25 protein-coding genes are annotated in these 24,658 nt (G+C 65.0%); 9 read left to right on the top strand and 16 right to left on the bottom strand.

Annotation, left to right across the window (positions count from 1 at the left end):
- The first annotated feature begins 59 nt into the window (after positions 1-59).
- The 3 genes from AC56LH_RS09930 to AC56LH_RS09940 are packed head-to-tail and all read left to right on the top strand — an operon-like array spanning position 60 to position 2,104.
- Positions 60-446, top strand: a complete 387-nt coding sequence (locus AC56LH_RS09930) for a BlaI/MecI/CopY family transcriptional regulator (RefSeq protein ID WP_499645784.1) — start codon at positions 60-62, stop codon at positions 444-446.
- Positions 443-1,714 (top strand): M56 family metallopeptidase, encoded by a 1,272-nt coding sequence (locus tag AC56LH_RS09935; RefSeq protein WP_499645785.1) that lies wholly within the window; start codon positions 443-445, stop codon positions 1,712-1,714. Before AC56LH_RS09930 ends, AC56LH_RS09935 begins: the two co-directional genes overlap by 4 nt.
- A 9-nt stretch (positions 1,715-1,723) precedes the next feature.
- On the top strand, positions 1,724-2,104 hold the full coding sequence (locus tag AC56LH_RS09940; RefSeq protein ID WP_499645786.1) for an energy transducer TonB: 381 nt from the start codon (positions 1,724-1,726) through the stop codon (positions 2,102-2,104).
- A 57-nt stretch (positions 2,105-2,161) separates the two neighbouring features.
- On the opposite strand, the gene AC56LH_RS09945 is transcribed toward AC56LH_RS09940, so the two are convergent.
- The gene (locus AC56LH_RS09945; RefSeq protein ID WP_499645787.1) at positions 2,162-2,812 is read right to left on the bottom strand and encodes a 3-oxoacid CoA-transferase subunit B; all 651 of its coding nucleotides are present in this window, start codon (positions 2,810-2,812) and stop codon (positions 2,162-2,164) included.
- A 36-nt stretch (positions 2,813-2,848) separates the two neighbouring features.
- Positions 2,849-3,544 (bottom strand): CoA transferase subunit A, encoded by a 696-nt coding sequence (locus AC56LH_RS09950; protein ID WP_499645788.1) that lies wholly within the window; start codon positions 3,542-3,544, stop codon positions 2,849-2,851.
- A 129-nt stretch (positions 3,545-3,673) separates the two neighbouring features.
- On the opposite strand from AC56LH_RS09950, the gene AC56LH_RS09955 reads away from it, so the two are divergent.
- Entirely contained in the window at positions 3,674-4,231 is a 558-nt protein-coding gene (locus AC56LH_RS09955; protein ID WP_258835094.1) for a PAS and helix-turn-helix domain-containing protein, read from the top strand.
- 34 nt (positions 4,232-4,265) lie between these two features.
- Here AC56LH_RS09955 and AC56LH_RS09960 read toward each other — a convergent pair whose 3' ends face one another.
- The 3 genes from AC56LH_RS09960 to AC56LH_RS09970 are packed head-to-tail and all read right to left on the bottom strand — an operon-like array spanning position 4,266 to position 7,067.
- The gene (locus AC56LH_RS09960; protein WP_499645789.1) at positions 4,266-5,792 is read right to left on the bottom strand and encodes an HAL/PAL/TAL family ammonia-lyase; all 1,527 of its coding nucleotides are present in this window, start codon (positions 5,790-5,792) and stop codon (positions 4,266-4,268) included.
- A 5-nt stretch (positions 5,793-5,797) separates the two neighbouring features.
- The gene (locus AC56LH_RS09965; RefSeq protein ID WP_499645790.1) at positions 5,798-6,229 is read right to left on the bottom strand and encodes an acyl-CoA thioesterase; all 432 of its coding nucleotides are present in this window, start codon (positions 6,227-6,229) and stop codon (positions 5,798-5,800) included.
- A gap of 16 nt (positions 6,230-6,245) precedes the next feature.
- The gene (locus tag AC56LH_RS09970) at positions 6,246-7,067 is read right to left on the bottom strand and encodes an SDR family oxidoreductase (protein WP_499645791.1); all 822 of its coding nucleotides are present in this window, start codon (positions 7,065-7,067) and stop codon (positions 6,246-6,248) included.
- Between the two features lie 135 nt (positions 7,068-7,202).
- Between AC56LH_RS09970 and AC56LH_RS09975 the strand changes: the two genes are divergently transcribed.
- Complete coding sequence (locus AC56LH_RS09975; RefSeq protein ID WP_499645792.1) at positions 7,203-8,879, top strand: electron transfer flavoprotein-ubiquinone oxidoreductase; 1,677 nt, start codon at positions 7,203-7,205, stop codon at positions 8,877-8,879.
- A gap of 132 nt (positions 8,880-9,011) precedes the next feature.
- Positions 9,012-9,371: a hypothetical protein gene (locus tag AC56LH_RS09980; protein WP_499645793.1), complete on the top strand. Its 360-nt coding sequence runs from the start codon at positions 9,012-9,014 to the stop codon at positions 9,369-9,371.
- Between the two features lie 60 nt (positions 9,372-9,431).
- Here AC56LH_RS09980 and AC56LH_RS09985 read toward each other — a convergent pair whose 3' ends face one another.
- Both AC56LH_RS09985 and AC56LH_RS09990 read right to left on the bottom strand, forming a co-directional pair.
- Positions 9,432-10,262 (bottom strand): transporter substrate-binding domain-containing protein, encoded by an 831-nt coding sequence (locus tag AC56LH_RS09985; protein WP_499645794.1) that lies wholly within the window; start codon positions 10,260-10,262, stop codon positions 9,432-9,434.
- Between the two features lie 58 nt (positions 10,263-10,320).
- A complete protein-coding gene (locus AC56LH_RS09990; RefSeq protein ID WP_499645796.1) occupies positions 10,321-11,433 on the bottom strand; it encodes a Gfo/Idh/MocA family protein in 1,113 nt (370 codons plus the stop codon).
- A 126-nt stretch (positions 11,434-11,559) separates the two neighbouring features.
- Here AC56LH_RS09990 and AC56LH_RS09995 point away from each other — a divergent pair, with 126 nt between their 5' ends.
- Positions 11,560-12,543, top strand: a complete 984-nt coding sequence (locus tag AC56LH_RS09995; protein WP_499645797.1) for an SMP-30/gluconolactonase/LRE family protein — start codon at positions 11,560-11,562, stop codon at positions 12,541-12,543.
- A 6-nt stretch (positions 12,544-12,549) separates the two neighbouring features.
- Here the strand turns inward: AC56LH_RS09995 and AC56LH_RS10000 are convergent, their stop codons facing one another.
- The 5 genes from AC56LH_RS10000 to AC56LH_RS10020 form a co-directional block, all read right to left on the bottom strand.
- On the bottom strand, positions 12,550-12,954 hold the full coding sequence (locus tag AC56LH_RS10000; RefSeq protein ID WP_499645798.1) for a hypothetical protein: 405 nt from the start codon (positions 12,952-12,954) through the stop codon (positions 12,550-12,552).
- An 88-nt stretch (positions 12,955-13,042) separates the two neighbouring features.
- The gene (locus tag AC56LH_RS10005; protein ID WP_499648444.1) at positions 13,043-13,504 is read right to left on the bottom strand and encodes a metallophosphoesterase family protein; all 462 of its coding nucleotides are present in this window, start codon (positions 13,502-13,504) and stop codon (positions 13,043-13,045) included.
- 6 nt (positions 13,505-13,510) lie between these two features.
- Positions 13,511-13,801 (bottom strand): DUF378 domain-containing protein, encoded by a 291-nt coding sequence (locus AC56LH_RS10010; RefSeq protein ID WP_499645799.1) that lies wholly within the window; start codon positions 13,799-13,801, stop codon positions 13,511-13,513.
- A gap of 143 nt (positions 13,802-13,944) precedes the next feature.
- Positions 13,945-14,562 (bottom strand): YcbK family protein, encoded by a 618-nt coding sequence (locus AC56LH_RS10015; protein WP_499645800.1) that lies wholly within the window; start codon positions 14,560-14,562, stop codon positions 13,945-13,947.
- A gap of 120 nt (positions 14,563-14,682) precedes the next feature.
- Complete coding sequence (locus AC56LH_RS10020; RefSeq protein ID WP_499645801.1) at positions 14,683-15,207, bottom strand: GNAT family N-acetyltransferase; 525 nt, start codon at positions 15,205-15,207, stop codon at positions 14,683-14,685.
- A 220-nt stretch (positions 15,208-15,427) separates the two neighbouring features.
- On the opposite strand from AC56LH_RS10020, the gene AC56LH_RS10025 reads away from it, so the two are divergent.
- Both AC56LH_RS10025 and AC56LH_RS10030 read left to right on the top strand, forming a co-directional pair.
- Positions 15,428-16,447, top strand: a complete 1,020-nt coding sequence (locus AC56LH_RS10025; protein WP_499645802.1) for a sulfate ABC transporter substrate-binding protein — start codon at positions 15,428-15,430, stop codon at positions 16,445-16,447.
- Positions 16,448-16,736: 289 nt separating this feature from the next.
- Entirely contained in the window at positions 16,737-17,702 is a 966-nt protein-coding gene (locus tag AC56LH_RS10030) for a serine hydrolase (protein WP_499645803.1), read from the top strand.
- 49 nt (positions 17,703-17,751) lie between these two features.
- On the opposite strand, the gene AC56LH_RS10035 is transcribed toward AC56LH_RS10030, so the two are convergent.
- The 4 genes from AC56LH_RS10035 to recB all read right to left on the bottom strand — a co-directional run bounded on the left by AC56LH_RS10035 (position 17,752) and on the right by recB (position 24,649).
- Complete coding sequence (locus tag AC56LH_RS10035) at positions 17,752-18,279, bottom strand: GNAT family N-acetyltransferase (protein ID WP_499645804.1); 528 nt, start codon at positions 18,277-18,279, stop codon at positions 17,752-17,754.
- A 60-nt stretch (positions 18,280-18,339) separates the two neighbouring features.
- A complete protein-coding gene (locus AC56LH_RS10040; RefSeq protein ID WP_499645805.1) occupies positions 18,340-19,002 on the bottom strand; it encodes a thiol:disulfide interchange protein DsbA/DsbL in 663 nt (220 codons plus the stop codon).
- An 87-nt stretch (positions 19,003-19,089) separates the two neighbouring features.
- A complete protein-coding gene (recD, locus tag AC56LH_RS10045; RefSeq protein WP_499645806.1) occupies positions 19,090-21,015 on the bottom strand; it encodes an exodeoxyribonuclease V subunit alpha in 1,926 nt (641 codons plus the stop codon).
- Positions 21,002-24,649: an exodeoxyribonuclease V subunit beta gene (gene recB / locus AC56LH_RS10050; protein WP_499645807.1), complete on the bottom strand. Its 3,648-nt coding sequence runs from the start codon at positions 24,647-24,649 to the stop codon at positions 21,002-21,004. The genes recD and recB overlap by 14 nt, the downstream gene beginning before the upstream one ends.
- Between the last annotated feature and the right edge of the window lie 9 nt (positions 24,650-24,658).

Consider the following 24,658-nt stretch of genomic DNA (forward strand, 5'->3'; position numbering starts at 1 on the left):
CGTAGACAACTCGATCTAGACAAGATAATCTAGCTTCATCTTGCCTATCCGAGGATGTCATGCCGCTCTCCCCTGACGCGCCCAAGCCCACGCCCGCCGAGCTCGATCTGTTGCAAGTGCTGTGGCCGCTAGGCGCCGCCACTGCCAAGCAGGTTCACGAAGCGATGCTGCCGCAGCGGCCCGACGTGACCTACGCGACGGTGCTGCGGCTGATGCAGGTCATGCACGCCAAAGGCTTGCTGGCGCGGGACGAAAGCGAACGCTCGCACGTCTATAGCCCGCTCCACGCGCGCGATGCGCTGCAGGGCAATTTACTGAACGACCTGATGCAGCGGGCGTTTGCCGGCTCGGCCAAGGCGCTGGTGCTGGCCGCGCTCAAGAGCGGCATCTCGAAGAAGGAACGGGCCGAGATCGAGCAGCTGTTGAGGGACGGGGACGGCCAATGACCGCCACCTACCTGGTCGCCAGCATCGGCTGGACGCTGGTCGAATTCATCTGGCAAGGCGCGCTGATCGGCTGCGCCGTGGCGCTGGCCATGAGCTTGCTGCGCAATGCGCGCGCCGAGCACCGGTATGCAGTCGCCTGCACCGGGCTGTTGCTGTGCCTGCTCTGGCCGGCTGCCGAACTGGCGGCGCGCCTGGCCGGTACGCAGGATCTGGCGGCGCAGCCGATGGCAAGCTTTGCCAGCGGCCTGCTGGCGGGTCCGCTCGACGACAGCTGGCGCGCCGCGTTCGAACGCAGTCTCGGCTGGATCGTCGGCACCTGGGGCGTCTGCGCTGTCGTGCTCGCATTGCGGATGATCGCAGGGTTGCTGTGGCTGCACCGCGCAGCGGCGGTCGAGGCAAGCGACCCGGCCTGGCAGGTACGGCTCGACCGGATGGCGCAGGCGGCCGGTATTGCACGCACGGTGCGGCTGCGCATCGTCGCGGGACTGGCCAGCCCGGTCACCTTTGGCTGGTGGCGGCCCGTGGTACTGGTGCCGGCGTCGCTCGTGTCCGGTATGCCGCCCCACTTGCTGGAAGCGTTGCTGGCGCATGAACTGGCCCATATCCGGCGTCACGACTACCTCGTCAACCTGCTGCAGAACGTGGTCGAGGCGCTGCTGTTTTATCACCCGGCAATCTGGTGGATCTCGGGACGCATCCGCGCCGAACGGGAACTGGTTGCCGACACCATCGCAGCAAGACAACTGGGCGAACCGCGGCGCCTGGCTCTTGCGCTATCCGAACTGGAACGACACCAGTTCTCAACCCAGCATCTGGCCCAGGCGGCCAATGGAGGCAATCTCATGCAACGCATCAAACAACTCGTTCGTCCCGACACGCAGGCGCTGAACTGGAAAGCCGCGCTTCCGGTGCTCGGCCTGGCCCTGGCGGCCCTGGCCGGCTGCACGAGCACGGCGCCGGTCAATCCGTTCGCCGCGATGCCCGACAACGACACGACGTCGCCGGTCGCGAAATTCAATTCGTGCGCAAAACCTGTGTACCCGGCCGATGCGCTGGCGGCCAAGGTCGAGGGAACGGTGACGCTCGGCATGCTGGTGAAGGCCGATGGCAAAGTGCGCGAAGCGGTGGTGCGCCAGACCAGCGGCAATGGATCGCTCGACGAGACAGCGCGCGCTGCGATTGCCAAATGTAGCTTCCAGCCGGGGACAGTGAATGGCGCCCCGAAGGAACAGTGGACCGAAGTAAAGTATGTCTGGACCACGAGCTAAGGACACGCCATGTGGAAACTTACCCGTACATCGATCGCTGCCCTGAGCGTGATGGGCGTGCTTGGCGGCTGCGCGCAGACGCCGCCCGCCCCCACGGAATTGACGGCTGTGCCGGCCACGAAAGCCGGGCCTGACACCACATCGTGCAGCCGGCCGGTCTACCCGCCGCAGGCGCTGGCAAACAAGATCGAAGGCACCTCGACCATCGGCTTGCTGATCGGGCCCGACGGCAAGGTGCAAAATACCCGTCTGTACAAGTCGAGCGGCGACGCGTCGCTTGACGAGGCGGCGCGAGCCGCCCTGGCGTTGTGCACCTTCAAGCCGGCGCTGGCCAAGGGCAAGCCGGTAGCGGCCTGGGCGCCGGTACAGTACGTGTGGACGCTGCCATAGGCGCAGAATGACAAGGGCGCCGACCTGCGGCGCCCTTCGTTTCTTGGCCGTTGCGTTTCAGACAGCCGAGGTATCGAGCTCGCAACCGGTCGCTGCGACAATCTCAGCCACGCCGACGCCGGGCGCCAGCTCGACCAGCTTCAAGCCGGTGGCCGTTACATCAAGCACGCCCAGGTCGGTGATGATGCGGTCGACCACGCCGACCCCGGTCAATGGCAGATCGCACTTTTTCAGCAGCTTGTGGCTGGTGGAACCATCCTTGGCGGTGGCGACATGCTCCATCACCACGACCACGCGCTTGACGCCGGCCACCAGGTCCATCGCGCCGCCCATGCCCTTGACCATTTTCCCCGGAATCATCCAGTTGGCCAGGTCGCCTTCTTCCGACACCTGCATCGCGCCCAGGATCGCCAGGTTGATTTTGCCGCCGCGGATCATGCCGAACGAATCGGCCGAGCTGAAGTAGGCCGAGCCAGGCAGCGCCGTCACGGTCTGCTTGCCGGCGTTGATCAGGTCGGCGTCGACCGCATCGTCGGTCGGGAATGGGCCGATGCCCAGCAGGCCGTTTTCGGACTGCAGCGAGACCTCGATATCCTTCGGTACATAGTTTGCCACCAGGGTCGGCAAGCCAATACCCAAGTTCACGTAGAAGCCGTCCTGCAGCTCCAGCGCCGCGCGGGCGGCCATTTCATCACGAGTCCATGCCATGTTGTTGTCTCCGTTTCTGTCGTCGGGTAAGTGCGCTTAGTTGCTCACGGTGCGCTGCTCGATGCGCTTCTCGGGCGACGGGTTGTGGACGATGCGGTGCACAAATATGCCCGGGGTATGCACGTGGTCGGGATCGATCTCGCCAACTTCGACCAGCTTCTCGACTTCGACGATGCAGATCTTGCCTGCCGTGGCCACGTTCGGGTTGAAGTTGCGGGCCGTCTTGCGAAACACGAGGTTGCCCGAGCGGTCGGCCATATAGGCCTTGACCAGCGACACATCGGGGAACAGCGCATGCTCCATCACATAATGCTCGCCGTTGAATTCGCGCGTTTCCTTGCCCTCGGCGACGATGGTGCCGTAGCCGGTCTTGGTGAAGAAGGCCGGGATGCCGGCGCCGCCAGCGCGCAGCTTCTCGGCCAGCGTGCCTTGCGGCGTGAATTCGAGTTCGAGTTCGCCGGCCAGGAACTGGCGCGCGAATTCCTTGTTTTCGCCGACGTACGACGCGATCATTTTCTTGATCTGGCGTGTCTCGAGCAACTGGCCCAGGCCGAAGCCATCGACACCCGCGTTGTTGGAGATGGCGGTGAGTTGCTTGACACCCGAGTCGCGCAGTGCCGCGATCAGGGCTTCCGGAATACCGCACAGGCCAAACCCGCCCACGGCGATGGTCTGGCCGTCCTGCACGACGCCTTCAAGTGCCGAGCGCGCGTCTGGATACACTTTATTCATACCTGTCCCTTTTATAAGTTTGAGAACCCGTCTCAGCATAAAATACCGGCAGCCCGTGCACAATACCGTAGAACTACCGCCATGCCGCGCCACCTGCACGCCAACGAACAACGCCCTGATCCGCCTCACATGAACCTGCCGCACACGATTGACTACGAGATGATTTTCCAGCACGCGCCAGTGGGCATGTGCATCTCGCGCGACCGGGTGATAGAGGCCTGCAACGGCGCGCTGGCGGCGATGTTCGGCCATCCGGCCGGCCACCTGACCGGCTCGTCGTTCTCGGTGCTGTATCCGACCATGGACGAATTTCTGCGCACGGGCGACCGCATCATCCCCATCATGAACGCGAAGGGGCGTTACTCGGACGAGCGCATCATGCGCCGCGCCAACGGCGAGCTGTTCTGGTGTCACGTGACGGGCCGTGCGCTGTCCCCGCTCGAGCCCCTGGGCGCCGGGGTCTGGATCTTCGAGGATGTCAGCGAGAAGCGCCCGGTGACGGCGCAGCTGACGCCGCGCGAGCGCGAGATCGCCGCGCTGCTGGTCGAGGGCAAGACCAGCAAGATCATCGCGCGCGAAACCGACCTCAGTCCGCGCACGGTCGAAATGCACCGCGCCAGCCTGATGCGCAAGTTTGCAGCATCGACGTCGGTGGAGCTGGTGCACAAGCTGGTGGGTGCGGGCTGACGAGTAATCAAAGCCCCGACGCACCTTCGCGCGATTACCGGTACAGGTGCCAGTGCTGTTCGCGCATGCGCTCCAGCAGCAGGCGCAAATCCCCATCGAGCCGACGGTCTTCACGCACCGGTGCAATGTCCTGCCCCAACTGCGCCAGCATCTGCGCCAGCGGCGCTGGCAAGGCCCGCTCCGGCTCGAGCCTGCAGCGCAGCCACACGCCCTGGCGCACAGCGATCAGGAGCGCCGCGGCCACTTGCTCGGTCAGTTCCAGCACGCGCAGGCAGTCGCGCGCGGCAATCGTCCCCATGCTGACTTTGTCCTGGTTGTGGCATTCAGTCGAGCGCGAAAAGACCGATGCCGGCATCGTCAGCTTGAGCGCTTCTGCCGTCCAGGCCGACGCGCTGATCTGCAGCGCCTTGAGGCCGTGATTGATCGCAGCGCGCTCGCCCTCCATGCCCGACAGGTTGGCGGGCAGCCCGGCGTTGTAGCGCGGATCGACCAGCAGCGCCAGTTGCCGGTCGAGCAGGTCGGCCAGGTTGGCGACGGCATTCTTCATGCTGTCCATTGCGAACGCAATATGGCCGCCGTAGAAGTGCCCACCATGCAGCACGCGCTCGCCCTCGGCGTCGATGATCGGATTGTCGTTGACGCTATTGAGTTCGTTCTCGACCGTGGTGCGAAAGAACGGCAACGCATCGGCCAGCACGCCGATCACATGCGGCGCGCAGCGGATCGAATAGCGGTCTTGCAGGCGCTTGCCGTTGCGCTCATGCTGGCCGGTGTACGCCAGATCGGCGCGCAGCCAGGCGGCCACGTCCTGCATCCCCGCATGCGGCTTGACCGAGAACAGCGTTTCGTCGAAGTGATGGGCATTGCCATCCAGCGCGAACGACGCCATCGCCGTGATGCGCGTGGTCAGGCGCATCAGGTAGTCGGCGCGGTCCCAGGCCAGGCAGGCCAGGCCCGTCATGACGGCGGTGCCATTCATGATCGCCAGGCCTTCTTTCGGCCGCAGGCGCAGCGGCGCGATGCCGGCCTCGCGCAGCGCATCGGCAGCGGGCATCTGCACGCCGTAGCGCAGCACTTCACGTTCACCGCACAGCACCGCTGCGAGATAGGACAGCGGGGTCAAGTCGCCGCTGGCGCCAACCGAGCCTTCGCTGGGGATCAGCGGCAATAGGTCGGCATCAAACAGGCGCACGATCTGCTCGAGCAGGCCGATGCTGACGCCCGAAAAGCCTTTCGCCAGCGACGCCAGGCGCGCCGCCATCACGGCGCGTGTCTCGGCCGGGCTCAGAAAACTGCCCAGGCCACAGCCATGGTAGGTGTACAGGTGGTGCGGCAGTTCGTTCATGAGCACCAAAGGTACCGGCACCGTGCACGAATCACCGTAGCCGGTGGTCACGCCATAGATCGCGCCGTCTTCGAGCAACAGCCGGTCGAGGAAGTCGGCGCCGCGCTGAATAAAAGCGCGAAAGGCCCGGTCGGGCGAGAGCCTTGGGCGCGCCGCGCCGCGCGCGATGGCGACGATGTCGTCCAGCGCGAGGCGGTTGCGGTCGAAACAGACCACGGCGGTCACGCAGCCGGGAAGACGCTGCGCAGTGCAGCCGGCAACGGGGCCGACTTGCCCACCTTGAAATCGACCCACACCACCTTGGCCATGCCATTGGCGTGCAGTTCGCCCGGTGCGCCGTCAGCGTCCAGCAAACGGATTTCGTGCGACACCTCGATGCTCGAGCGCCCCGGCGGCGCAATGAAGGTACGCACCTCGATCTCGCCCGGATAGGTCAGCTGCTTGAGGAAGTTCATCGACGCGTTGACGATGACGGGGCCCTGGTCGCGCGAATCGGGCAGCCCGCCGACCTGCTCGAGCCAGGCGATGCGGGCCGACTCGATGTAGCGGAAGTAATTGGTATTGTTCACGTGCCCCATGGCGTCCATATCGCCCCAGCGGATCGGCATGCGCATGGTGTGCACCAGCATCGGTGCGGTAGTCTCACGACTCATTCTGTGGTTCCTGGCGTTAGTGCGCCATCATGCCGTCGTCGGCCGTGATGATGGCGCCGTTGATGAAGTGGGCTTCTTCGGCGGCCAGCAGCAACAGCAGGCCGTCGAGGTCTTCGGGCCGGCCGGCGCGCTTGCGCGGCAACATCTCGACGAGTTTGCGGCCCTGCTCAGTCTCGAAATAATCTTCGTTCGCATCGGTGGCAATGTAGCCGGGACAGATGGCATTGACGTTGATGCCGTACTTGCCCCACTCCACCGCCATCGCCTTGGTCATCTGCACCACACCGGCCTTGCTCATGCAGTACACGCCAATCTGCGGCAGCACCCGCAGGCCCGCCACCGAAGCAATATTGACGATGCGATGCTGCTTGCGCGGATCGCCCTTGGCGCGCGCGATCATGCGCTTGGCGGTTTGCTGGGCCACGAAGAACGCGCCGCGCAAATTGGTGTCCATGACGTAGTTGTAGTCATCCTCGCCCACGTCGATCAGGCGCTGGGTCATTGATACGGACGAGTTGTTGATCAGGATATCGATCGGCCCCGCCTCGGTCTCGGCATGGGCGATGGCCGCCTTGATGCTGCCGAGGTCCGTCACGTCGAGGCGCACCACGTGCGCGGCGCCGCCGTCGGCTTCGATCTCGGCACGCAGCTCCTTGAGCCGCTCGACGCGGCGCGATGCCAGCACGACCTGCGCGCCGGCGCCGGCCAGGGCCTTGGCGAAACGCGCACCCAGGCCACTCGATGCGCCGGTGACCATGGCGATCTTTCCTTCAAAATTGACTTCAATGCCCACGTCCGCCCCCGATGTAAGTACGATCCCGCGTTGCGAAAGCACCATGATCCCACAAATGTCCGGTATTCGATTGCCCCTTCTAATATTGCCTTTACAATGGCCGCGATATTGCAATGAACAGCAAAAACCCGCACACTCGTGCTATTTTCTGATTCCCGTCATCCCTATCCCAAAAAAACCATGACAGAGACAACGAACCTTCTCGAACAATACGGCCCACGCGAAGCGATGGAATACGACGTCGTGGTCGTCGGCGGCGGCCCTGCCGGCCTGTCGGCGGCGATCCGCCTGAAACAGCTGGCTGCCGAAAAAAACCAGGAAGTCACGGTCTGCGTGCTGGAAAAAGGCGGCGAGCTGGGCGCGCACATCCTGTCCGGCGCGGTGATGGACCCGCGCGCGATTAACGAGCTGATCCCCGACTGGAAAGAAAAAGGCGCGCCGCTCAATACGGCCGTGACCGAAGACCGCGTCTTGTTCCTGAGCGAAACCAAATCGTATGCCACCCCGGCGTTTGCCATCCCGCCGGCACTGGCCAATCACGGTAACTACGTGATTTCGCTGGCCAACGTAGTGCGCTGGCTGGGCCAGCAAGCCGAAGCGCTGGGCGTGGAAATCTTTCCCGGTTTCCCGGCCGCCGAAATCCTGTACAACGAGGATGGCTCGGTCAAGGGCGTCGCGACCGGTAACATGGGAATGAAACGCGATGGCGAGCCCGGCCCGGAGTTCCAGCTCGGCATGGAGCTGCATGCGAAGTACACGTTCTTTGCCGAAGGCTCGCGCGGTAACCTGGGCCGCCAGCTGATGGCCAAATACGAACTCAACAAAGGCAAGGATCCGCAGACTTACGGCATCGGCATCAAGGAGCTGTGGGAAATCGATCCGGCCAAGCATCAGCCGGGCCTGGTGATCCACACGGCCGGCTGGCCGCTGCCGAACGACACGTATGGTGGCTCGTTCCTGTACCACCTGGAAAACAACCAGGTCGCGGTCGGCTATGTCGTCGGCCTGTCGTACCAGAATCCGTACCTGTCGCCATACGAAGAGTTCCAGCGTTATAAAACGCACCCGGCCATCCGCGGCTTCTTCGAAGGCGGCAAGCGCATTTCGTATGGCGCGCGTTCAATTACCGCTGGCGGCCTGCAATCGTTGCCAAAGACCGTGTTCCCGGGCGGTGCGCTGATCGGCTGCGATGCGGGCTTCCTGAATACCAGCAGGATCAAGGGCAGCCACGCCGCAATCAAGACCGGCATGCTGGCGGCCGAGGCGGCGTTTACCGCATTGGGCGAAGGCCGCACGGGCGACGAGCTGACGAGCTTCCCGGCGGCATTCGAACAATCGTGGCTGCATGAAGAACTGCACGTGGCGCGCAATTTCAAACCGTGGATGAGCAAGGGCCTGGTGCTGGGCACGATCATGACGGGTATCGACCAGATCGTCTTCCGTGGCAAGGCGCCGTGGACGCTGCACCACAAGCACGCTGACCACGAATGCCTGAAGCCGGCATCGCATTTCAAGCCGATCGTCTATCCGAAACCGGACGGCAAGCTGACCTTCGACAAGCTGTCGTCGGTGTTCATCTCGAACACCAACCACCGCGAAGACGAGCCGATCCACCTGACGCTCAAAAATCCGAGCGTGCCGGTCGACGTCAACCTGGCCAAGTACGCCGGGCCCGAGCAGCGTTACTGTCCGGCCGGGGTGTACGAGTACGTCAAGCGCGAAGACGGGGGCGACCGCCTGCAGATCAATGCCCAGAACTGCGTGCACTGCAAGACCTGCGATATCAAGGACCCGACCCAGAACATCGTCTGGGTGACGCCGGAAGGTGGCGGCGGGCCGAATTATCCAAATATGTGAGTGTCAACACCTTCCGCTTTTACTGCTGACTTTGTAAGAATCATCCTGCAACATCACCGCCAATCTGCTGATTGGCGGTGAATGCCAACGGCGTAGCATCGGTTGCTCACACACCAGTGGCAGGAGACAGCGATGGGTGATTCCACAGACAATATGGGCAAGCAGCAGGGTCCCGGCATGGGACAAAACAGCAATCTGCACAGCGGTAATCTGCAAAGCGACAAGCAGGACATTGCTGGCGACAAGCATGCCACCGGGCAGCAAGGTGGCCGGACGCAGGAGGGCAAGCAGCATGACATCGGCAGCCGGCAAGGCGCCGGTGGCCAACAGCAGAACCAGCAACACGGTGGCCAGCATGCATCAGGCGGCACCCCGGCGCTGGATGACCTGAACGCCGACCGCGACAGCCGCGACCAGGGTTCGCCGGGCAGCGGGTCCCGGCAGATGGACCAGCAGAGCGACTGGGCCGGCAAGCAGGACAAACAACGCTGACGTGGCACTGTCCACGCAAGAGCGCGGCGCCTTGAACGGGCCGCGCTTTTTTTGTGCCCGTCAGGATGGCGGCATGCTGCTGGCAGCCTGACCAAACCACTTGAGCGACAGCGCGCGCAGCGTGCCATCCGAACGCGCCTCGCGCAGCGCCGTGTCGATCGCCAGTCTGAATGCCGGACGGCCCTTGCGCAGGGCGATGCCAACGGGTTCAGGGGTGCAGATACGGGCGCCGGCCCTGAGTGGCAGCTGCGTCTTGCTGATCAGGTAATGCACCAGCAGGCTATCGTCGAGCAAGGCGTCGATGCGGCCGAAGGCCAGGTCCTGCAGATTCTCGGGCACCGCCGGATAGCGCTTGATCCTGATGCCCGGGACCGCGTTAGCCTGCTCTTCGAACACACTGTTCTGGCGCACGCCCAGTGTGCGGCCCCTGAGGTCGGCCAGCGTGCGGTAGCTGGCGCGTTCGTTCTTGCGCACGATGAGCTGGGGCTGCGAATAGCAATATGGTGCGGAAAAGTCGAACGCTTTCGCGCGCTGCGGCGTGATGATGACCTGGCTGATGGCCACATCCACCCTGCCCGCACGCAGCGCTGGCAGGATCGCGCTCCATTCGGTCAGCACGAACTGCGACTCGAGCCCCATGCGCGCGGCAACCTCGCGCGCCACGTCGACGTCATGGCCGGTCAGTTGCCCGCTTCCCGGATCCCTGAAATTGAAAGGAGGATAGGTGCCTTCGAGCGCGACGCGCAAAGTGCCCCGTGTGCCGCGTGCCTCTGCCGGATCTGCCAGGCCCGCCGCGTCCGCCCATGGCGTGCACAGTGCGGCAGACGCCGGCAGCGCCAGCAACTGCCCCAGCACCCGGCGCCGCCCGTCGTTCGCAATCCCTTCGGCCATCCCTTGCCCCACACGGTCAAAGACACGTTATAACCGAAAAGCAGAAAATGGCACAGGATCAGGACTGCACGACGATCCGCTTCTGTTCGCGCGCCGAGCGGTACACGGCCTCGATGATACGGATATCGCGCAGGCCTTCTTCGCCAGGCACGAGCGGCTCGCGGTTCTGCATGACGCACTGCGCCATGTGGTCGAGCTGGCCAACCCACTGGTTCGCATACGGTCCGGGTGGGGGTTTGACCTCGGTCTTGTCGCTGCGTTCCTGGCCCACCCACATGCGCTGGCCACTGTAGGCAGTGGCCGGTTCCAGCTCGATGCGGCCCTTGTCGCCCATCAGCACGAACTGGTTGCGGTTAGCGCTGTACATCGACATGCACGAGCCGATCGCACCGGACGGGAACTCGAGCTGGAAGTCGATCATGTCTTCCACTTCGCGGAAACGCGGGTCGCTGCGATTGGTGGTTTCCTTGGCAAATACGGCCACCGGCTCTTCGCCGGTCATGTAGCGCGCCGCCTGCAGCGCATAGATGCCAATGTCCATCATCGAGCCGCCGCCCGACTGCGCCTTCTTCATGCGCCAGGTGTTCGCGTCACCCACGACAAAGCCGTGCTCGGAGCGGAAGTAGCGGAGATTGCCGATCGCGCCGGCGCGTGCCAGGCGGATGGCCTCGACATTGTGCGGCTCGAAGCGCGAGCGGTAGCCGATCATCAGCTTCTTGCCGGCCTTGCGGCAGGCGGCAATCATCTGTTCGCACTCGGCTGGATTGATGGCCATCGGCTTTTCGCACATGACGTGCTTGCCAGCCTGCGCGGCGCGGATCGTGTACTCGGCGTGCATGAAGACGGGCAGGCAGATATACACGATGTCGATGTCCGGGTTATCGCGGATGCGGTCGAAGTCGCTGTACGAATAGATGCCACCGTCGGGCACGCCGTATTCCTGCGCGACCTTTTTTGCCTTGGCCGGGTCACCGCTGACGAGCGCCACCAGGCGGCTGTGCTGGCAATTCTGGAACTGCGGGATGATGCGGCCCAGGCCATAACCGCCCAGGCCCACGATGGCGTAGCCGAGTTTGCGGCCTGTGCTGGCAGCCCAGCCAGGGTTCACTGCGCTTGCCGCCAGGATGCCACCTGCCGCCATGACCAGGCCGCGCCGATGTAGATCGATCATGCTTGTCTCCTCCAATAAGGTTGCGGGAATGTTATCGTCTTGTGGAGAGAAGGATACAATTGATTCATCTGAAATGATAGCGGTATCACCGCCCTCATCTACCGTTCACTTTGCCAGGAGTTGCCCATGTCCGTGTCCCCCCGTCGTGCTACTTGTCCCGCTACCCGTCGCGTTCCGTTCGTCCGCCTGATGCTGGCCGCCAGCGTCGCCGCCATCCTGTCGCCCGCCGTATTGGCTGCGCCGGCCGCAAGTTGCAGTGGCAAGGCCCCATCGGGCGAGCTGAACGCCGAGCGCATTGCGGCGATCACGCCATCGCGGGGCGAGCCGGGCCTGTACGAAGGTGCAGTATGGATGAACGGGGCGCTGTATTTTTCGGACTTCAGCTTCAGCGAGGGTTTTCCGTCACGCGTGCGCAAGTACACGCCGGGCGGCGACGTGACCACGGCGATCGAGGATGCGGGCAGCAATGGCCTGGCGGTCGATGCCAAGGGCGCGCTGGTCGCGGCCACCCACAAGTACAAGGCGCTGTCACGCTACGACCTGGCGGACGGCAAGCGCACGAATGTCGCCACGCAGTTCCAGGGCCAGGTCTTCAATTCACCGAACGATATCGCCATCGCCGCCGACGGCACGATCTACTTCACCGATCCGGATTACCAGAAAGCTGCGGCGCCCGGCGGCCAGCCGGTCACCGGCATCTATCGCGTGGGGACGGATGGCGCAGTGACGCTGATCGATGGCTCGCGCAAGAATCCCAACGGGATCGCCCTGTCACGCGACGGCAAGATGCTGTACGTGAACGCGAGCGATGGCGCGGTGCGCGCCTACCCGATCAAGCATGGCGTGCCGCAGGCCGGGCGCGACCTGATCAAGGGCATCGAGAACGGCGACGGGATGACGCTCGATTGCCACGGCAACCTGTATGTGACGGAGCATGCACCCAAGCGCGTGCGGGTGTTCTCGCCACAGGGCCGCGAACTGGCGACGATCCGTGTCGATGCCAACGTGACGAATGTCGCCTTTGGCGGGGTTGACGGCAAAACGCTGTACATCACGGGCGCCGGCGCCGTTTGGCAATTGCCGCTGGACGTGTCGGGCCTTCCCTACTGACGCCGGCTACCAGCTCGGGCGGGAGCCCGGGCCGAAATTGTGGCCCGTGACCAGTGTGGTGCTCTGCACCAGCGTCGACAAGCCCAGGATCAGCTGGACGAGCTTATCGTCCGGCAGAACCCATATCTGGCCACGCGGCTGTTCGGCGCCGGTGGCAGCCATGATCAGGGGCGCGATCCAGGCGGCGTCGCTGTCGACGTCCAGCAGGATGGCGTCGGCCGTCGTCTGCATGTGCACGAGGCCGCCTTCGGCCAGCGCGAAGCAGATGCCGACGCCCGTTTCCTGCGGCGTGATCAGTTCCTGCATGGCGGCGTTATGCTCGTCGATCCACAGCTCGACGTCTTGCGGCGTCTCGAGCGCGGTCCAGGGGCGGGGTTTGAAGCGGGGTGGCTGTTCGGGCGGGAGGGTCATGTGCTGCACGCAAAAGGGGACGGGGCGTATCTTACGGCAATTTCCATCGCCGCGGGCCAGGTCCACGCTTGCCAGGGTCACGCTTACATTATGGGATATCGAGCGTCACGAGCCGTACGCTGACGTGCCCATCCTCGATGATGAGTTCGCCAACCGAGACGGGCAGCGTAAACCGGCGCCGCCCTGCCGCGCCGGGATTGACGTACAACACGCCGTCCCGCTGGGCGCAGGCCGGCTTGTGGGTGTGGCCGGTAACGACAACGCGTACGCCGCTTGCCACCGGATCGATGGCAAGTTCTTTCAGGTCGTGCAGCATGTGAATCACGACACCGCCCAACGTGACGGTGACGGTCTCAGGCAACGCCCCGGCCCAGGCGCCGATATCGTTATTGCCGCGCACGCTCGTGAGCGGCGCGAGTTCGGCCAGGCGCTCGAGCGTGGCCGGATCGACGATGTCTCCGGCATGCAGGATGGCATCGCTGCCCTCCAAAAAATCGAGCGCCTGTGGACGCAGCAGCCCGTGCGTATCGGAAATCAGGCCAATGCGAATGACCACTTACGAACGCTTGCTGCCGGCCATCTTGGCCATCGTGACGACCGAGTACAGCGCCGCCAGGCCGACAAGCACGTACACGACACGGGTGAGCGTCGAGCCCGGCTCAAACAGCACGCCGACCATGTCGACGTCGAACAGGCCGACCATGCCCCAGTTCAAGCCGCCAATAATCAACAGCGCCATCGCAATGTAATCCAGTGCGGACATGGCCGGGCGGCCATGCGTGCGCGCCGTGACACGGCGATCGGGCAGCGAACGGCGGTCCATGGTGGGTGTATTGATGGTTGACATCAGAGCCTCCTGGAAAAGTACGTGGGCACAACCGAGGCGACGCCCCGGCACTTGCTGTCCATACTAGCCCAGGTTAGCAAACATGCACGCACTGTTGCAGCGCAGGCAGACGGCCGCTGCGCACGAGGCGCGCGGCCGCGAACTCAGCCTTTCCAGGTACGCGCCAGGCCCGTATCGGCATGGATCCAGCCGCCGCGCGGACCGCTGCGGTAGTAGTAGCCGACGCCGCCGCCGCGGAAGCTTTTGATCAGCCCGCCCAGTACTTCTTCATTCAGGTTGGCGATGCGGATGTCGGCCGCCTTGCCGACCAGGTGCAGCGACTGGCGCGCAGCTGGAACGCCCTGCTCGCGCAGGCGTGCGTTCGATTCCGGCGAGCGGTAGCCCGACAAGATTTCCAGTGGCTTGATGATGCCGAAGCGGGCGATGAAAGCCTGGGTGCTCCACAGCATCTCGAACAGTTTCGGATCGATCGGTGAGGACGCCTTGCCGTTCACGTCGCGCAGCAGATGGCACAATTCCTGGTACGCCGACTCGATGACTTCGCCATCTTTCCAGTACAGCACATTGGCCGTCTCGCCGCTTTGTGGGCGCGTGACCGACAAGGTACGCGGCTTGACCCAGAAATCGAGGTCGAGTGCCTGCGAATCGAACAGGTCGGGTGGCGGTTGGAGGTCGGTCGCGGCAGCGGCCAGCGGCGTGCCGATGACACCGATGGCGGCAAGGCGCGCGCCCTGATGGAGAAAGTCTCTGCGGGAAGCCATATATGCGTTGGTGGTACTCGTGAATATCGATGGGCCGTACTATAGCGTATTCGTCATGGAGAGCGCTGTATGGCGTGCTGCAGGCGTGCAGCGCGCGCCCGGTGGCGCTGCGCCGCGCGCTCAGTCGCTGCAGTTGCAGAAGCGCTTGCGCGCGCTGCCTTCGCCGGCGCCGTCAAGCCGCTTCCACATCAGGTCACTGTCCAGCCCGAAACAGGATTTTTCCTTGCCCGCATTGCTGTAGCCATGCCGCTCGAAGAACGCGCTCGCGCCAGCCGGGCTGTGCAGATGCAGTTTGCTGATGTTCCAGGCACGCGCCTGCTCTTCGACCGCCGCCAGCAGCGCGCGGCCCACGCCGCAGCGCACCACATCAGGCAGCACATAGCACAGCGCCACCTTGCCGGCCGGGGTCAATAACGTCAACCCGACCAGTTGCCCTTCGCTCTCGGCGACGACGGCAAAATTGGCGGGCGCGGCAAACCAGGCCGCGACGGTGGCCGGCGTCTTGTTGCCGAGCCAGGCGTCGAGTAATGCCGGCTGGCCATGGTGGTCGGCACGGCAGCCTTCCTCGATCGAGCGGCGCAGCAGGTTGCAGGCTGGCGCGGCGTCGGCGGGAAGCGCCTTGCGGATTTCAATACGCGTGGACATCGATCATCAACATAAATACGGTACAGGGACGTGAGGTGGCGCCAATCGGCGCCCCGGGCATGACACGGCCACGACTATACACCGAAAGCCAACGACCCTGCTGGCGGCAGGGACAATCCCATGATCGGCATAACCATATGACGAAAGTATTGTTCCGTATGACAGCGGCATCATGGAACATGCACGCTGTCACTCCAACTTCAAGCAAGCGAGACCCACTATGCGCACCACCCCTCCGAACACGCTGCGCCGCTCGATCCTGGCGCTGGTCCTGGCTGCCGGCGGCGCCGTGCCGCTGCACGCCAGCGCCGCCGGGCCCGAGCTGCTGAACGTGTCGTACGACGTCGCCCGTGAATTGTACAAAGAAATCAACCCGGCCTTCATCGCATCGTACAAGCAGCAGACCGGCCAGACGGTCGAAGTCAAGCAGTCGCACGGCGGCTCGAGCAAGCAGGCGCGCGCCGTGGCCGATGGCCTGGGCGCGTCGGTCGTCACCATGAACCAGGCCAATGACATCGACATGCTGGCCGATCGCGGCCTGGTGGCAAAAGACTGGGCCAAGAAGTTCCCGAACAATGCGGCGCCCTACTACTCGACCATGGTGTTCCTGGTGCGCAAGGGCAACCCGAAGCAGGTACGCGACTGGCAAGACCTGGCGCGCCCGGGCGTGGCCGTGATCATCCCGAATCCGAAAACCGCCGGCAACGGCCGCTACACCTATCTGGGCGCATGGGGTTCCGTGATCAAGAAAGGCGGCAACGAAGCCGCTGCCCGCGACCTGGTCTCGAAGATCTTCAAGAACGTGCCGATCCTGGACGGCGGCGGCCGCGCCGCGACCACCACCTTCACCCAGCGCCAGATCGGCGACGTGCTCGTGACGTTTGAAAACGAAGTGAGCATGGTGCGCAAGGAGTTTGGCAACGACTTCGAAGTCGTTTATCCGACCAGCTCGATCCTGGCCGAGTCGCCGGTGGCCGTCGTCGACAAGGTTGTCGATCGCGAGAAACTGCGTCAGCCGGCAACGGCGTACCTGAACTTCCTGTACAGCCCGGTGGGCCAGGAAATCGGCGCCAAGCACTTCATGCGCGTTCGTTCGGAAGCCGTCATGAAGAAGTACGCGGCCAATTACAAGCCGATCAGCCTGTTCACGGTCGACGAAGTCTTCGGCGGCTGGCGCGCAGCGCAAAAGCGCCACTTTGACGATGGCGGCGAGTTCGACAAGATCTACACCGCGAAGTAATCTGTATCACCCTTCAACAGCCCTGCCACGCGCAGGGCTGTTTGCATTGGCGCACGCATTCGTGGTCACTCGACATTTCTGCTGAACATGTCCTATTAATAATCTGCACCTAAACCGTTCTATTTCGATAGAAAATTGCGGATTTACAGGGTAATTTTCTTGTGCACCATAGACATGGCTGCCGGATAAATGCTATCTTGCCTGCCTTCTAGTTGCCCTAGAAACAGATGTTGATCCGCGCCGCCCGGCGCCCAGCTCCATCAACCTCAACCCAGATTCCAGACAGACAATGATCAAACACCTGTTCGCCACGGTCCTGATGACGTTTTCGGCCGCGGCATTCGCCGTGCCGTTCGGTTCCCAGTCCGTCCTCGTCGTTGAAAACGACACCGGCAAGATCCTCCTTGAAAAAAATGCCGACACCGTCGTCCCGATTGCATCGCTGACCAAGCTGATGACGGCAATGGTCGTCCTCGACGCCAAGCTCGACATGAACGAGCAGATCGAGATCGACCGCGACGACGTCGACCGCGTCAAGTTCAGCAGCTCGCGCGTGCCGGTCGGCGCCAGCATTTCGCGCAGCGACGTGCTGCACCTGGCGCTGATGTCGTCGGACAACCGCGCGGCCGCCGCGCTGGCCCGTACCTACCCGGGCGGTAACGAAGCCTTCAAGGCCGCAGTGCGCCGCAAGATCCGCGCGCTGGGCATGACCCAGACCACGATCGAAGAGCCGACCGGCCTGTCACCGCACAACCGCTCCACCGCAGGCGACCTGGTCAAGATGGCGGTCGCCTCGGTGCGGTACCCGGATATCGTGCGCATGACGACCGAGACCAAGGAAATGATCGACATCAATGGCCGCGGTGTCGAATACCACAACACCAACCGCCTCGTCGGCGCCAAGGGCTGGGACATCGGCCTGTCGAAAACCGGCTACACGAATGAAGCCGGCCGCTGCCTGATCATGAACATCACGGCAGCCGGCAAGAAGGCAACGCTGGTGCTGCTCAACGCCGGCGCCTCGTCGGCCCGGGTGCTCGACGCACTGAACATCCGCCGCTTCATGACCGGCGATGCGGCGCCCGTCGCCCGTGTTGCGAGCGTCGCGCGCGCTGCCAGCGGCGGCCCGCGCATCAAGGCCAGCGCCGGCAGTGTGAAAGCGAAAGCCCGCACGAAGATCGTCAAGTCGAAGGTCCAGGCGACCAAGAACCGCAAGGTCGCCAAGGTCAAGACGACGCGCAAGCGCCGCGACTGAGTAACTGTTTGATGGGATCAAGGGGCCGCGCGGCCCCTTTTTCTTGCGCTTACGGTTTGACGAGCGACAGCATGTGGGCGTCCACCCGCTGCAGCCCCAGCCTGATCCGCTTGCGCGCGATGCCTTCGTCGAATGCCCCGGCCTTACGGGCGGCGTTCAGACTGGCGTCGTTACCGACGGCGACAACGATTTCGAGACGCTGCACGTCAAGTTCCGTCCACGCGTAACTGGCGAGCGCGCGGATCGCTGCCGACGCAGCGCCCTTGCGCTGCCACGACTGGCGCACCCAGTAACCCAGGTTGCAAAATCCATGCACCGGGTTGATCTGGTTCAGGCCGCAACCGCCGACGAACACGCCGGAATCGCGGTCGACGATGGCAAATTCGAAGCAGGTCGCGTTGGCCCATCCGTTCTCGCAGGAGGCGATCCAGGCCAGCGCGTCGCCAGTTGAAAACTGCGCCGTCGCCCACGGCATCCATGGCGCCAGAGTCGGCGTCGATTCCAGGATGGCGGCGACCAGCGCCGGCGCATCGGCCGGGACGTAGGGGCGCAGCACAAAGCCGGTGGAGAACAGCATGGGAAGCCCTCGTTCATTGCACAGCCGGAGCGCAGCGCAGGCCTGCCGGCCCGGCACGTCTTACCGGCTTGCGGCCGCCTTCGTCACCAGCGCATCCATGACCTGGCCGGTGGCCATCATCACCTCGTCGGCATCGTGGATCCTGTTCGCATCCTGCACCTGTGCTGGCGACACCACATAGGTGCCATCGATGATGACCGTCGGCGTGCCAGCGACCTGGTAGGCCTCGGCGACCTGGCTCAGACGTTTGAGCCTGTTCTGGACGCCGAACGAGTTCCACGTGTCGGCGAACGCCGCCTTGTCGAGTCCGTTCTCACCGGCCCACGCGATGATGTCGGCATCCTTCATCAGGCGCTTGCGCTCGACATGCACGGCATCGAAGACGCGCCCGTGATACGCATCGAGCTTGCCCATCGCCTCGAGTGTCAGGAACAGATGCGCTTCCGGATCGGCCGGCCCCTGGAACGGCAACGGCATGCGGCGCAGTGCGATCCGGTCGCCCTGCTGCTTCGCCCAGTTCTTCAGGGTCGGCTCGAAGGCATTGCAGGCACCGCAGTGATACGCGAAGAATTCGATGACCTCGATCTTCTTGCCCACGGTCTGGGTTGGCTGCGGCGCAGCCAGCGTGGTGAAATCAGCGCCATCGCGCGGCGCGGTTGGCGAGGCGTTGGCAAGGCCGGCCACCAGGGCGGCGGCAATGAGGGCAAGTCGCAGGGCGCGCATATCGATCCTTTTCAGTATGGTGCAAACATTCTAGCCGACGGCGGCGCCATCAAAGGCGCGCATTTCCACGGCGCCCCGCGTGAGTACCTACGCCACCAGGTCGCGCAAGCCGCTGGTACGGTGCGTGCGGCTGGCAATCGCTGCCTGCAGCACGTCGCCGCCCGGCGTCACCAGCGTGAACACCTCGCTGGCGCGCGTGATGCCCGTGTAGACCAGCTCGCGCGTGAGCACCGCGTTGCGCTCGCGCGGCAGCGCCAGCACCGTGTGGCGAAACTCCGAGCCCTGCGATTTATGGACGGTCATCGCGAACGCCGTTTCGACATTGCGCAGGCGCGTGGCCAGCACGCTGCGCACGGCGTCGCCCTCGAGGAAGTAGACGCGCAGCGCGCCTGCGCGCGCCGGATCGGGCAGCGTGACGCCGATATCGCCGTTGAACACGCGCGTCGAGTAGTCGTTGCGCGTGACCATGACCGGCCGACCGACATACCACTCGGCGCCATGGCGCAGCAAGTGACTCGCCGCGAGCCGCTTTTCGATGGCCTCGTTCAGGCCCGTCACACCCCACTCGCCATCGCGCACCGCGCACAGGATGCGGAAGGTCTCGAAACTGAGCAGGATCTGGCGTACCCAGTCTTCGTGCTCGCCCCGTGCACCATCGCGCAGCAGTTGCAGGTACGGCGCATACCCGATATGCGCCAGCTGCAGGAGCTGCGCCGGCTGCGCATGTTCGAGCCAGCGCACGCTCTCGTCGCCGGCGCGCAGTACGCTTTCGGCGCGCGCGGTATCACCACCATTGACCGCCAGCGCCAGCTGGCCGATCGGCCCGCCGAAGCGGCGGCTGTAGCGCAGCATCACGGTTTGCTGGGCCAGCGCGCCGCCGTCGCCGCGATAACTGTCCGGGATGATTTCGCCGCTCGCAGCCTCGATGTAGGCGATCGTCGCTGCGCTGTAGTGGCCTTCGTGCGCCGCATGGCACAGGTCACCCAGCACCGCGCCCGCCTCCACCGACGCCAGCTGGTCCTTGTCCCCCAGCAGGATCAGCGTCGCGCCCACGGGCAGCGCATCGAGCAGGCTCGCCATCATTTCCAGGTGCACCATCGATGCCTCGTCGACGATCAGCACGTCGACATCGAGCGGATTGCCGCGGTGGTGCGCGAACGCGCGCGTATCGGGTCGCGCGCCGAGCAGGCTGTGGAGCGTGCGCGCGGCGCCCATGCGCGCGGTCAGTTCGCGCAGCGGCAGGTCGCCACCGACACGATCCGCCAGTTCATTGAGGGCCTTGTCAATCGACTGCTTCAGGCGCGCTGCCGCCTTGCCCGTCGGTGCGGCCAGGGCCACGCGCTGGCGCCCTGCTTCCGGCGCCGTCGCGAACAACAGGGCCAGCAGGCGCGCCACCGTGTAGGTCTTGCCGGTGCCGGGCCCGCCCGTGATGATCGCCACGGAGCTACGCAGCGCCACGGCGCAGGCGAGCTTTTGCCAGTCCGGTCCTTGCGCGCCAGGCTGCGCCACAAACAGCTTGTCGAGCCAGCTGCGCACGAGCGGTGTATCCACCGGATGCGTGGCCGCCGCGCGCTCGCGCACGGCCTGCGCCACCAGCGTCTCGTCGCGCCAGTAACGCCGCAGGTACAGGCGCTGGCCATCGAGCACCAGCGGCTGGTCGAGATCGAATTCACCGCGAATCCAGACCTGCTGGCAGTGCGCCAGCAGCTTGCTCCACCCTGCCACACCGCGGGGCAGCGGCGCGGCGGCGTGCGCCAGCTGGCGCCACAGGTCGTCACTCCAGCCCAGCAGCAGCGCCGGCCCGGCGGCCAGATCGTCCAGCTGCAGGCAGCTGTGGCCATGGCCTTCGAGCTCGGACAGCACCGCCGCCGCCAGGATCAGCGCGGGCGGCGCGTCGCCCAGTTGCGCAATGAAGCGCGCGAACGCGCCCGACAGGCGACGCAGCTCGCCCGCTTCGGTGAGCGCGCCGATCTCGCGCCACAGACCATCGATATCGGCGTCAAGCTTCGCCATGTGCATCCTTGTCCAGCAAGCGTTCCAGTCCATCCAGCAGGTCGAGGTCGGACGCCAGCACCCAGCAGCCGCGCGTGACCGGATTCGCAATCCCGCGCAGGAACATGAAGACGGCGCCGCCCAGCTGGTGTTCGGGCTCGTAAGCATCGCCCAGGCGCGCGCGCAGCAGCCGGTGCAGGGCCAGCAGATAGATGCTGCCCTGGATCTCGTAGCGGTGTTCGGCCATCCCCGCAGTCATTGCAGCCTGGCTGTACGACGCGTCGCCCGGCCCCAGCGCATTGGACTTGTAGTCCAGCACCCAGTAGCGGCCTTCGTGCTCGAACACCAGGTCGGCAAAGCCCTTGAGCATGCCGTGCAACACACGCTCGGGCAGCACGGGCCGTTCGAGCCCGCCCAGCAGATGCGTGCGGCACAGCGCGTCCAGGCGCTGCAGGTCGAGGTGCTCGCTCGGGAACCAGAACTCCATCTCGGGCAGCACGCCATGCAGGTCGCGCAGGCGCGCATTCAATGGCGGCAACGGCGTATCGACGATCTCGCGCAGCCACGCCAGCGCATCGGCCAGGCGGTGGCCCCAGCCCGCACGCTCGATATGCTGCACCAGGCGCGCCTCGCAGTTCGGGTCGTCCAGACAATCAAAACCTTCGCGCGCCAGCCACTCGAGCCGCTCGTGCATGAAGTTACCAGGCACCGAACCGCGCGGGAAGCGGTGCCACGGTGCGTCTTCGATGCGGGGTGGCGTGGCCGCCTGCGGTACGTCCTCCATCAGCGTCTGGTCCTGCGCGCGCATCGGCGTGGGCGGCGCGATCGCGTGGCGCGTCAGCGACGTAAACGAGCCGACCGACCAGTCGCGCTCGAACTCGGCGCGGTAGCGCGGCGCATCGAGCAAATCGGGGCGGATGTCCTGGCGCGACAGCATCGTCACCGCATCCGGTTCGGGCAACGCGTGCAGCGAGATGCCATCGGCGGTGGCGGCCACGACGTCGAAACGCTCGCGCAGCGCCTCGGCAGCAATCGCGTCGCCGCCGGCCAGCAGATAGCCAAGGGCCGACTCGTGCAGCTTGTTCTCGCCCTTGCGCGTGCCGGAAACGGCCGCCGCGCCCAGCCAGAGAAAGTGGCGCGCGCGCGTGAGTGCAACGTACAGCAGGCGCAGGTCTTCCTCGATGCGCGCGCGGTCGACCGCCGCCAGCGCGTCGTCGGTCAGGGCCAGGTCGAGGTGGCGCGTGCCGGCATCGTCCACGTACTCGAAGAACGCGCGGTTGCGGCGACTGGTGGCGCGCGCCGTCACGGCAAACGGCAGGTACACCAACGGGTATTCCAGGCCTTTCGACTTGTGGACGGTGACGACCTTCACCAGTTCGGCGTCGCTTTCCAGGCGCAGCACGCGCTCGTCGCCGCTCGAACCCAGCCCGTCGATCTGTTCGGCGAACCAGCGGATCAGGGCCTGTTCGCCTTCGAGCTGGCTGCTGGCCTCCTGCAGCAGTTCGGCCAGGTGCAGCAGGTTGGTCAGGCGCCGCTCGCCGCCCGGTTCGCGCAGCAGGCGCGCCGGCAGTCCGAGTTCGTGGATGAAGCGGCGCAGCATTGCCAGCACGCCCTGGCGCTGCCAGCTGCCGTGCAGGGCCTTGAGCTGCTCGACGCGCGCTTCCCAGACCATCTCGTCGTGCGAGAACTGCGCCAGTTCGGCCAGCCCCAGGCCGGCGGTAGCGGTGGCAAACGCCGCCCGCGCCAGCGCGCCATCGAGCGGATTGGCCACCGCGTAGAGCCATCGCAGCACATCGGCGGCTTCGTCGCTTTCGACGACCGAATCCTTGTCGGACAGGTAGACGCTGGCCACCTTGCGCCGCATCAGCGCGCGCCGGATCGCGCCGGCTTCGCGCCGGTCGCGCACGAGGATCGCGATATCGGCCGGCATCAGGCGCGTGAATCCATTGGCCTCCCCTGTGCCATCGTCAAAGCCCACGCGCGCATCGTTGAGCAGACCGACAATGTGCTCGGCGCAGTGATGGGCAAACACATCGCGGTAGTCGTCGGCCTTCAGGTCGGCGCGGTCCACGATGTTCACGGACAGCGCACCGGTACCCTCACCCAGGCCGACGAGATGACGGCGGTGCCCCTGCGCCTTGACCGCGTCGAACGGCAGCGGGTTGTCCTCGCCGCGCCGGAAGCGGAACGCGGCGCCCGGATGCGCGCCCTCGGCATGCAGGAACAGGCCATTGACGGCGCTCACGAGCGGCGCCGTCGAGCGGTAATTGGTGTCGAGCTGGTAGTGACGGCCAGCGGTGGCGCGGCGCGCCGCCAGGTAGCTATGGATGTCGGCGCCGCGAAAGCCATAGATCGACTGCTTTGGATCGCCAATCAAAAACAGGCCATGCTCCGCATCGTTCGCCTCGACCCGGTACAGCAGGTCGAAGATGCGGTACTGGTCGGGCGACGTGTCCTGGAATTCATCGACCAGCGCCACCGGATACTGGCCCACGATGCGCGCCCGCAGCGCGGCGCCGTTCTCGCCCTCGAGCGCAACCTTCAGGCGCTCGAGCATGTCGGCAAAGCCGAACTGGCGGTTGCGGCGCTTGAGTTCCTGCATGCGCGCGCCGATATGGCCGGCAGCGTGGCGCAGCAGCGCGTGGGCGATCGGGTCGAGCGCAGCCAGGCTGGCCTGCAGCGCGGCGGTGGCGTCGAAACAGTCCGGCACCTCGGTCGAAAAGTCCTTGCTGAACGCGTCGGCGATGCCGTCCGGCGTCAGGCGGCGCCACGCCGTGTCGGTCAGGTCCGGCATGTGGCGCGCCGGGTCCGTGGCCCAGGCGCGCAGCGCCTCGAACCATTTGACGAGCGAATCGGCGCGCATTTTATTGCCGTTGAAGCACTTGGGCTGGCGCTCGCGGTGACCGGCGATCCAGCGCTCCATGGCGTGGGCGCGCTCGAACCAGCCGTCCTTCAGGCGCACCAGCTCTTCGCGCTGCGCCTTGGCCAGCCGCGCCACCAGTTGCTTCAGTGGTTCGGTCGCTGGCGCGCCGAGCAAGACGTCGCGCCGCACCAGGTCGCGCACGCTCGTCTTGAGCGCCTCGACATCGCGCCAGCTGTCCATCACAACCGCCAGCAACTCGGCGCCCAGCGGATAGACCTGCTGGCGCCAGTAGTCGTGCGCGGCATCTTCGAACAGTTCGCGCTCGTCGCTGACCAATTCTTCGTCGAACAGGCTGCCGCTGTCGAACGCGTGCTCGCGCAGCATGCGCTGGCACCAGGCGTCGATCGTGAAGATCGCCGCTTCGTCCATCGTTTCGGCCGCCATGAACAGCCGGTGCCCGGCGATCTGGCGCTCGCTGCCCGCCGTGTAGCTGGCAGCCAGCTCCTGCAAATAAGGATCGACAATGTCGAGCTCTCCGCGGAAGTAGTTCGCAGCCTGCACCAGCCGCTCGCGCACGCGGTTGGCCAGTTCGCGCGTGGCGGCCCGCGTGAACGTCATCACCAGGATTTCGGACGGCAGCAGCGGCCGCACGAACGCATCCTGCCCGCCGTGCCCCAGCACCAGGCGCACATACAGCGCGGCAATGGTCCAGGTCTTGCCGGTGCCGGCCGATGCTTCGATCAGGCGCGAGCCGTGCAGCGGGAAATCGACCGGTTCAAGTTTGGTGCTCATCTTTTTTTC

This window comes from Telluria sp. LT1R51-2, assembly GCF_059685775.1.

What these genes read in the sequence shown, in the direction of transcription:
- AC56LH_RS09985 (WP_499645794.1), bottom strand. Translation starts at nt 10,262, where the DNA reads ATGGCCGAAGGGATTGCGAACGACGGGCGGCGCCGGGTGCTGGGGCAG.
- AC56LH_RS09930 (WP_499645784.1), top strand. Translation starts at nt 60, where the DNA reads ATGCCGCTCTCCCCTGACGCGCCCAAGCCCACGCCCGCCGAGCTCGAT.
- AC56LH_RS09950 (WP_499645788.1), bottom strand. Translation starts at nt 3,544, where the DNA reads ATGAATAAAGTGTATCCAGACGCGCGCTCGGCACTTGAAGGCGTCGTG.
- AC56LH_RS10040 (WP_499645805.1), bottom strand. Translation starts at nt 19,002, where the DNA reads ATGCGCGCCCTGCGACTTGCCCTCATTGCCGCCGCCCTGGTGGCCGGC.
- AC56LH_RS10035 (WP_499645804.1), bottom strand. Translation starts at nt 18,279, where the DNA reads ATGCTGTTCTCCACCGGCTTTGTGCTGCGCCCCTACGTCCCGGCCGAT.
- AC56LH_RS09965 (WP_499645790.1), bottom strand. Translation starts at nt 6,229, where the DNA reads ATGAGTCGTGAGACTACCGCACCGATGCTGGTGCACACCATGCGCATG.
- AC56LH_RS09955 (WP_258835094.1), top strand. Translation starts at nt 3,674, where the DNA reads ATGAACCTGCCGCACACGATTGACTACGAGATGATTTTCCAGCACGCG.
- AC56LH_RS10020 (WP_499645801.1), bottom strand. Translation starts at nt 15,207, where the DNA reads ATGTCCACGCGTATTGAAATCCGCAAGGCGCTTCCCGCCGACGCCGCG.
- AC56LH_RS09995 (WP_499645797.1), top strand. Translation starts at nt 11,560, where the DNA reads ATGTCCGTGTCCCCCCGTCGTGCTACTTGTCCCGCTACCCGTCGCGTT.
- AC56LH_RS09990 (WP_499645796.1), bottom strand. Translation starts at nt 11,433, where the DNA reads ATGATCGATCTACATCGGCGCGGCCTGGTCATGGCGGCAGGTGGCATC.
- AC56LH_RS09945 (WP_499645787.1), bottom strand. Translation starts at nt 2,812, where the DNA reads ATGGCATGGACTCGTGATGAAATGGCCGCCCGCGCGGCGCTGGAGCTG.
- AC56LH_RS10030 (WP_499645803.1), top strand. Translation starts at nt 16,737, where the DNA reads ATGATCAAACACCTGTTCGCCACGGTCCTGATGACGTTTTCGGCCGCG.
- AC56LH_RS09980 (WP_499645793.1), top strand. Translation starts at nt 9,012, where the DNA reads ATGGGTGATTCCACAGACAATATGGGCAAGCAGCAGGGTCCCGGCATG.
- AC56LH_RS09970 (WP_499645791.1), bottom strand. Translation starts at nt 7,067, where the DNA reads ATGGTGCTTTCGCAACGCGGGATCGTACTTACATCGGGGGCGGACGTG.
- AC56LH_RS10025 (WP_499645802.1), top strand. Translation starts at nt 15,428, where the DNA reads ATGCGCACCACCCCTCCGAACACGCTGCGCCGCTCGATCCTGGCGCTG.
- recB (WP_499645807.1), bottom strand. Translation starts at nt 24,649, where the DNA reads ATGAGCACCAAACTTGAACCGGTCGATTTCCCGCTGCACGGCTCGCGC.
- AC56LH_RS09975 (WP_499645792.1), top strand. Translation starts at nt 7,203, where the DNA reads ATGACAGAGACAACGAACCTTCTCGAACAATACGGCCCACGCGAAGCG.
- recD (WP_499645806.1), bottom strand. Translation starts at nt 21,015, where the DNA reads ATGGCGAAGCTTGACGCCGATATCGATGGTCTGTGGCGCGAGATCGGC.
- AC56LH_RS10015 (WP_499645800.1), bottom strand. Translation starts at nt 14,562, where the DNA reads ATGGCTTCCCGCAGAGACTTTCTCCATCAGGGCGCGCGCCTTGCCGCC.
- AC56LH_RS09935 (WP_499645785.1), top strand. Translation starts at nt 443, where the DNA reads ATGACCGCCACCTACCTGGTCGCCAGCATCGGCTGGACGCTGGTCGAA.
- AC56LH_RS10000 (WP_499645798.1), bottom strand. Translation starts at nt 12,954, where the DNA reads ATGACCCTCCCGCCCGAACAGCCACCCCGCTTCAAACCCCGCCCCTGG.
- AC56LH_RS10010 (WP_499645799.1), bottom strand. Translation starts at nt 13,801, where the DNA reads ATGTCAACCATCAATACACCCACCATGGACCGCCGTTCGCTGCCCGAT.
- AC56LH_RS09940 (WP_499645786.1), top strand. Translation starts at nt 1,724, where the DNA reads ATGTGGAAACTTACCCGTACATCGATCGCTGCCCTGAGCGTGATGGGC.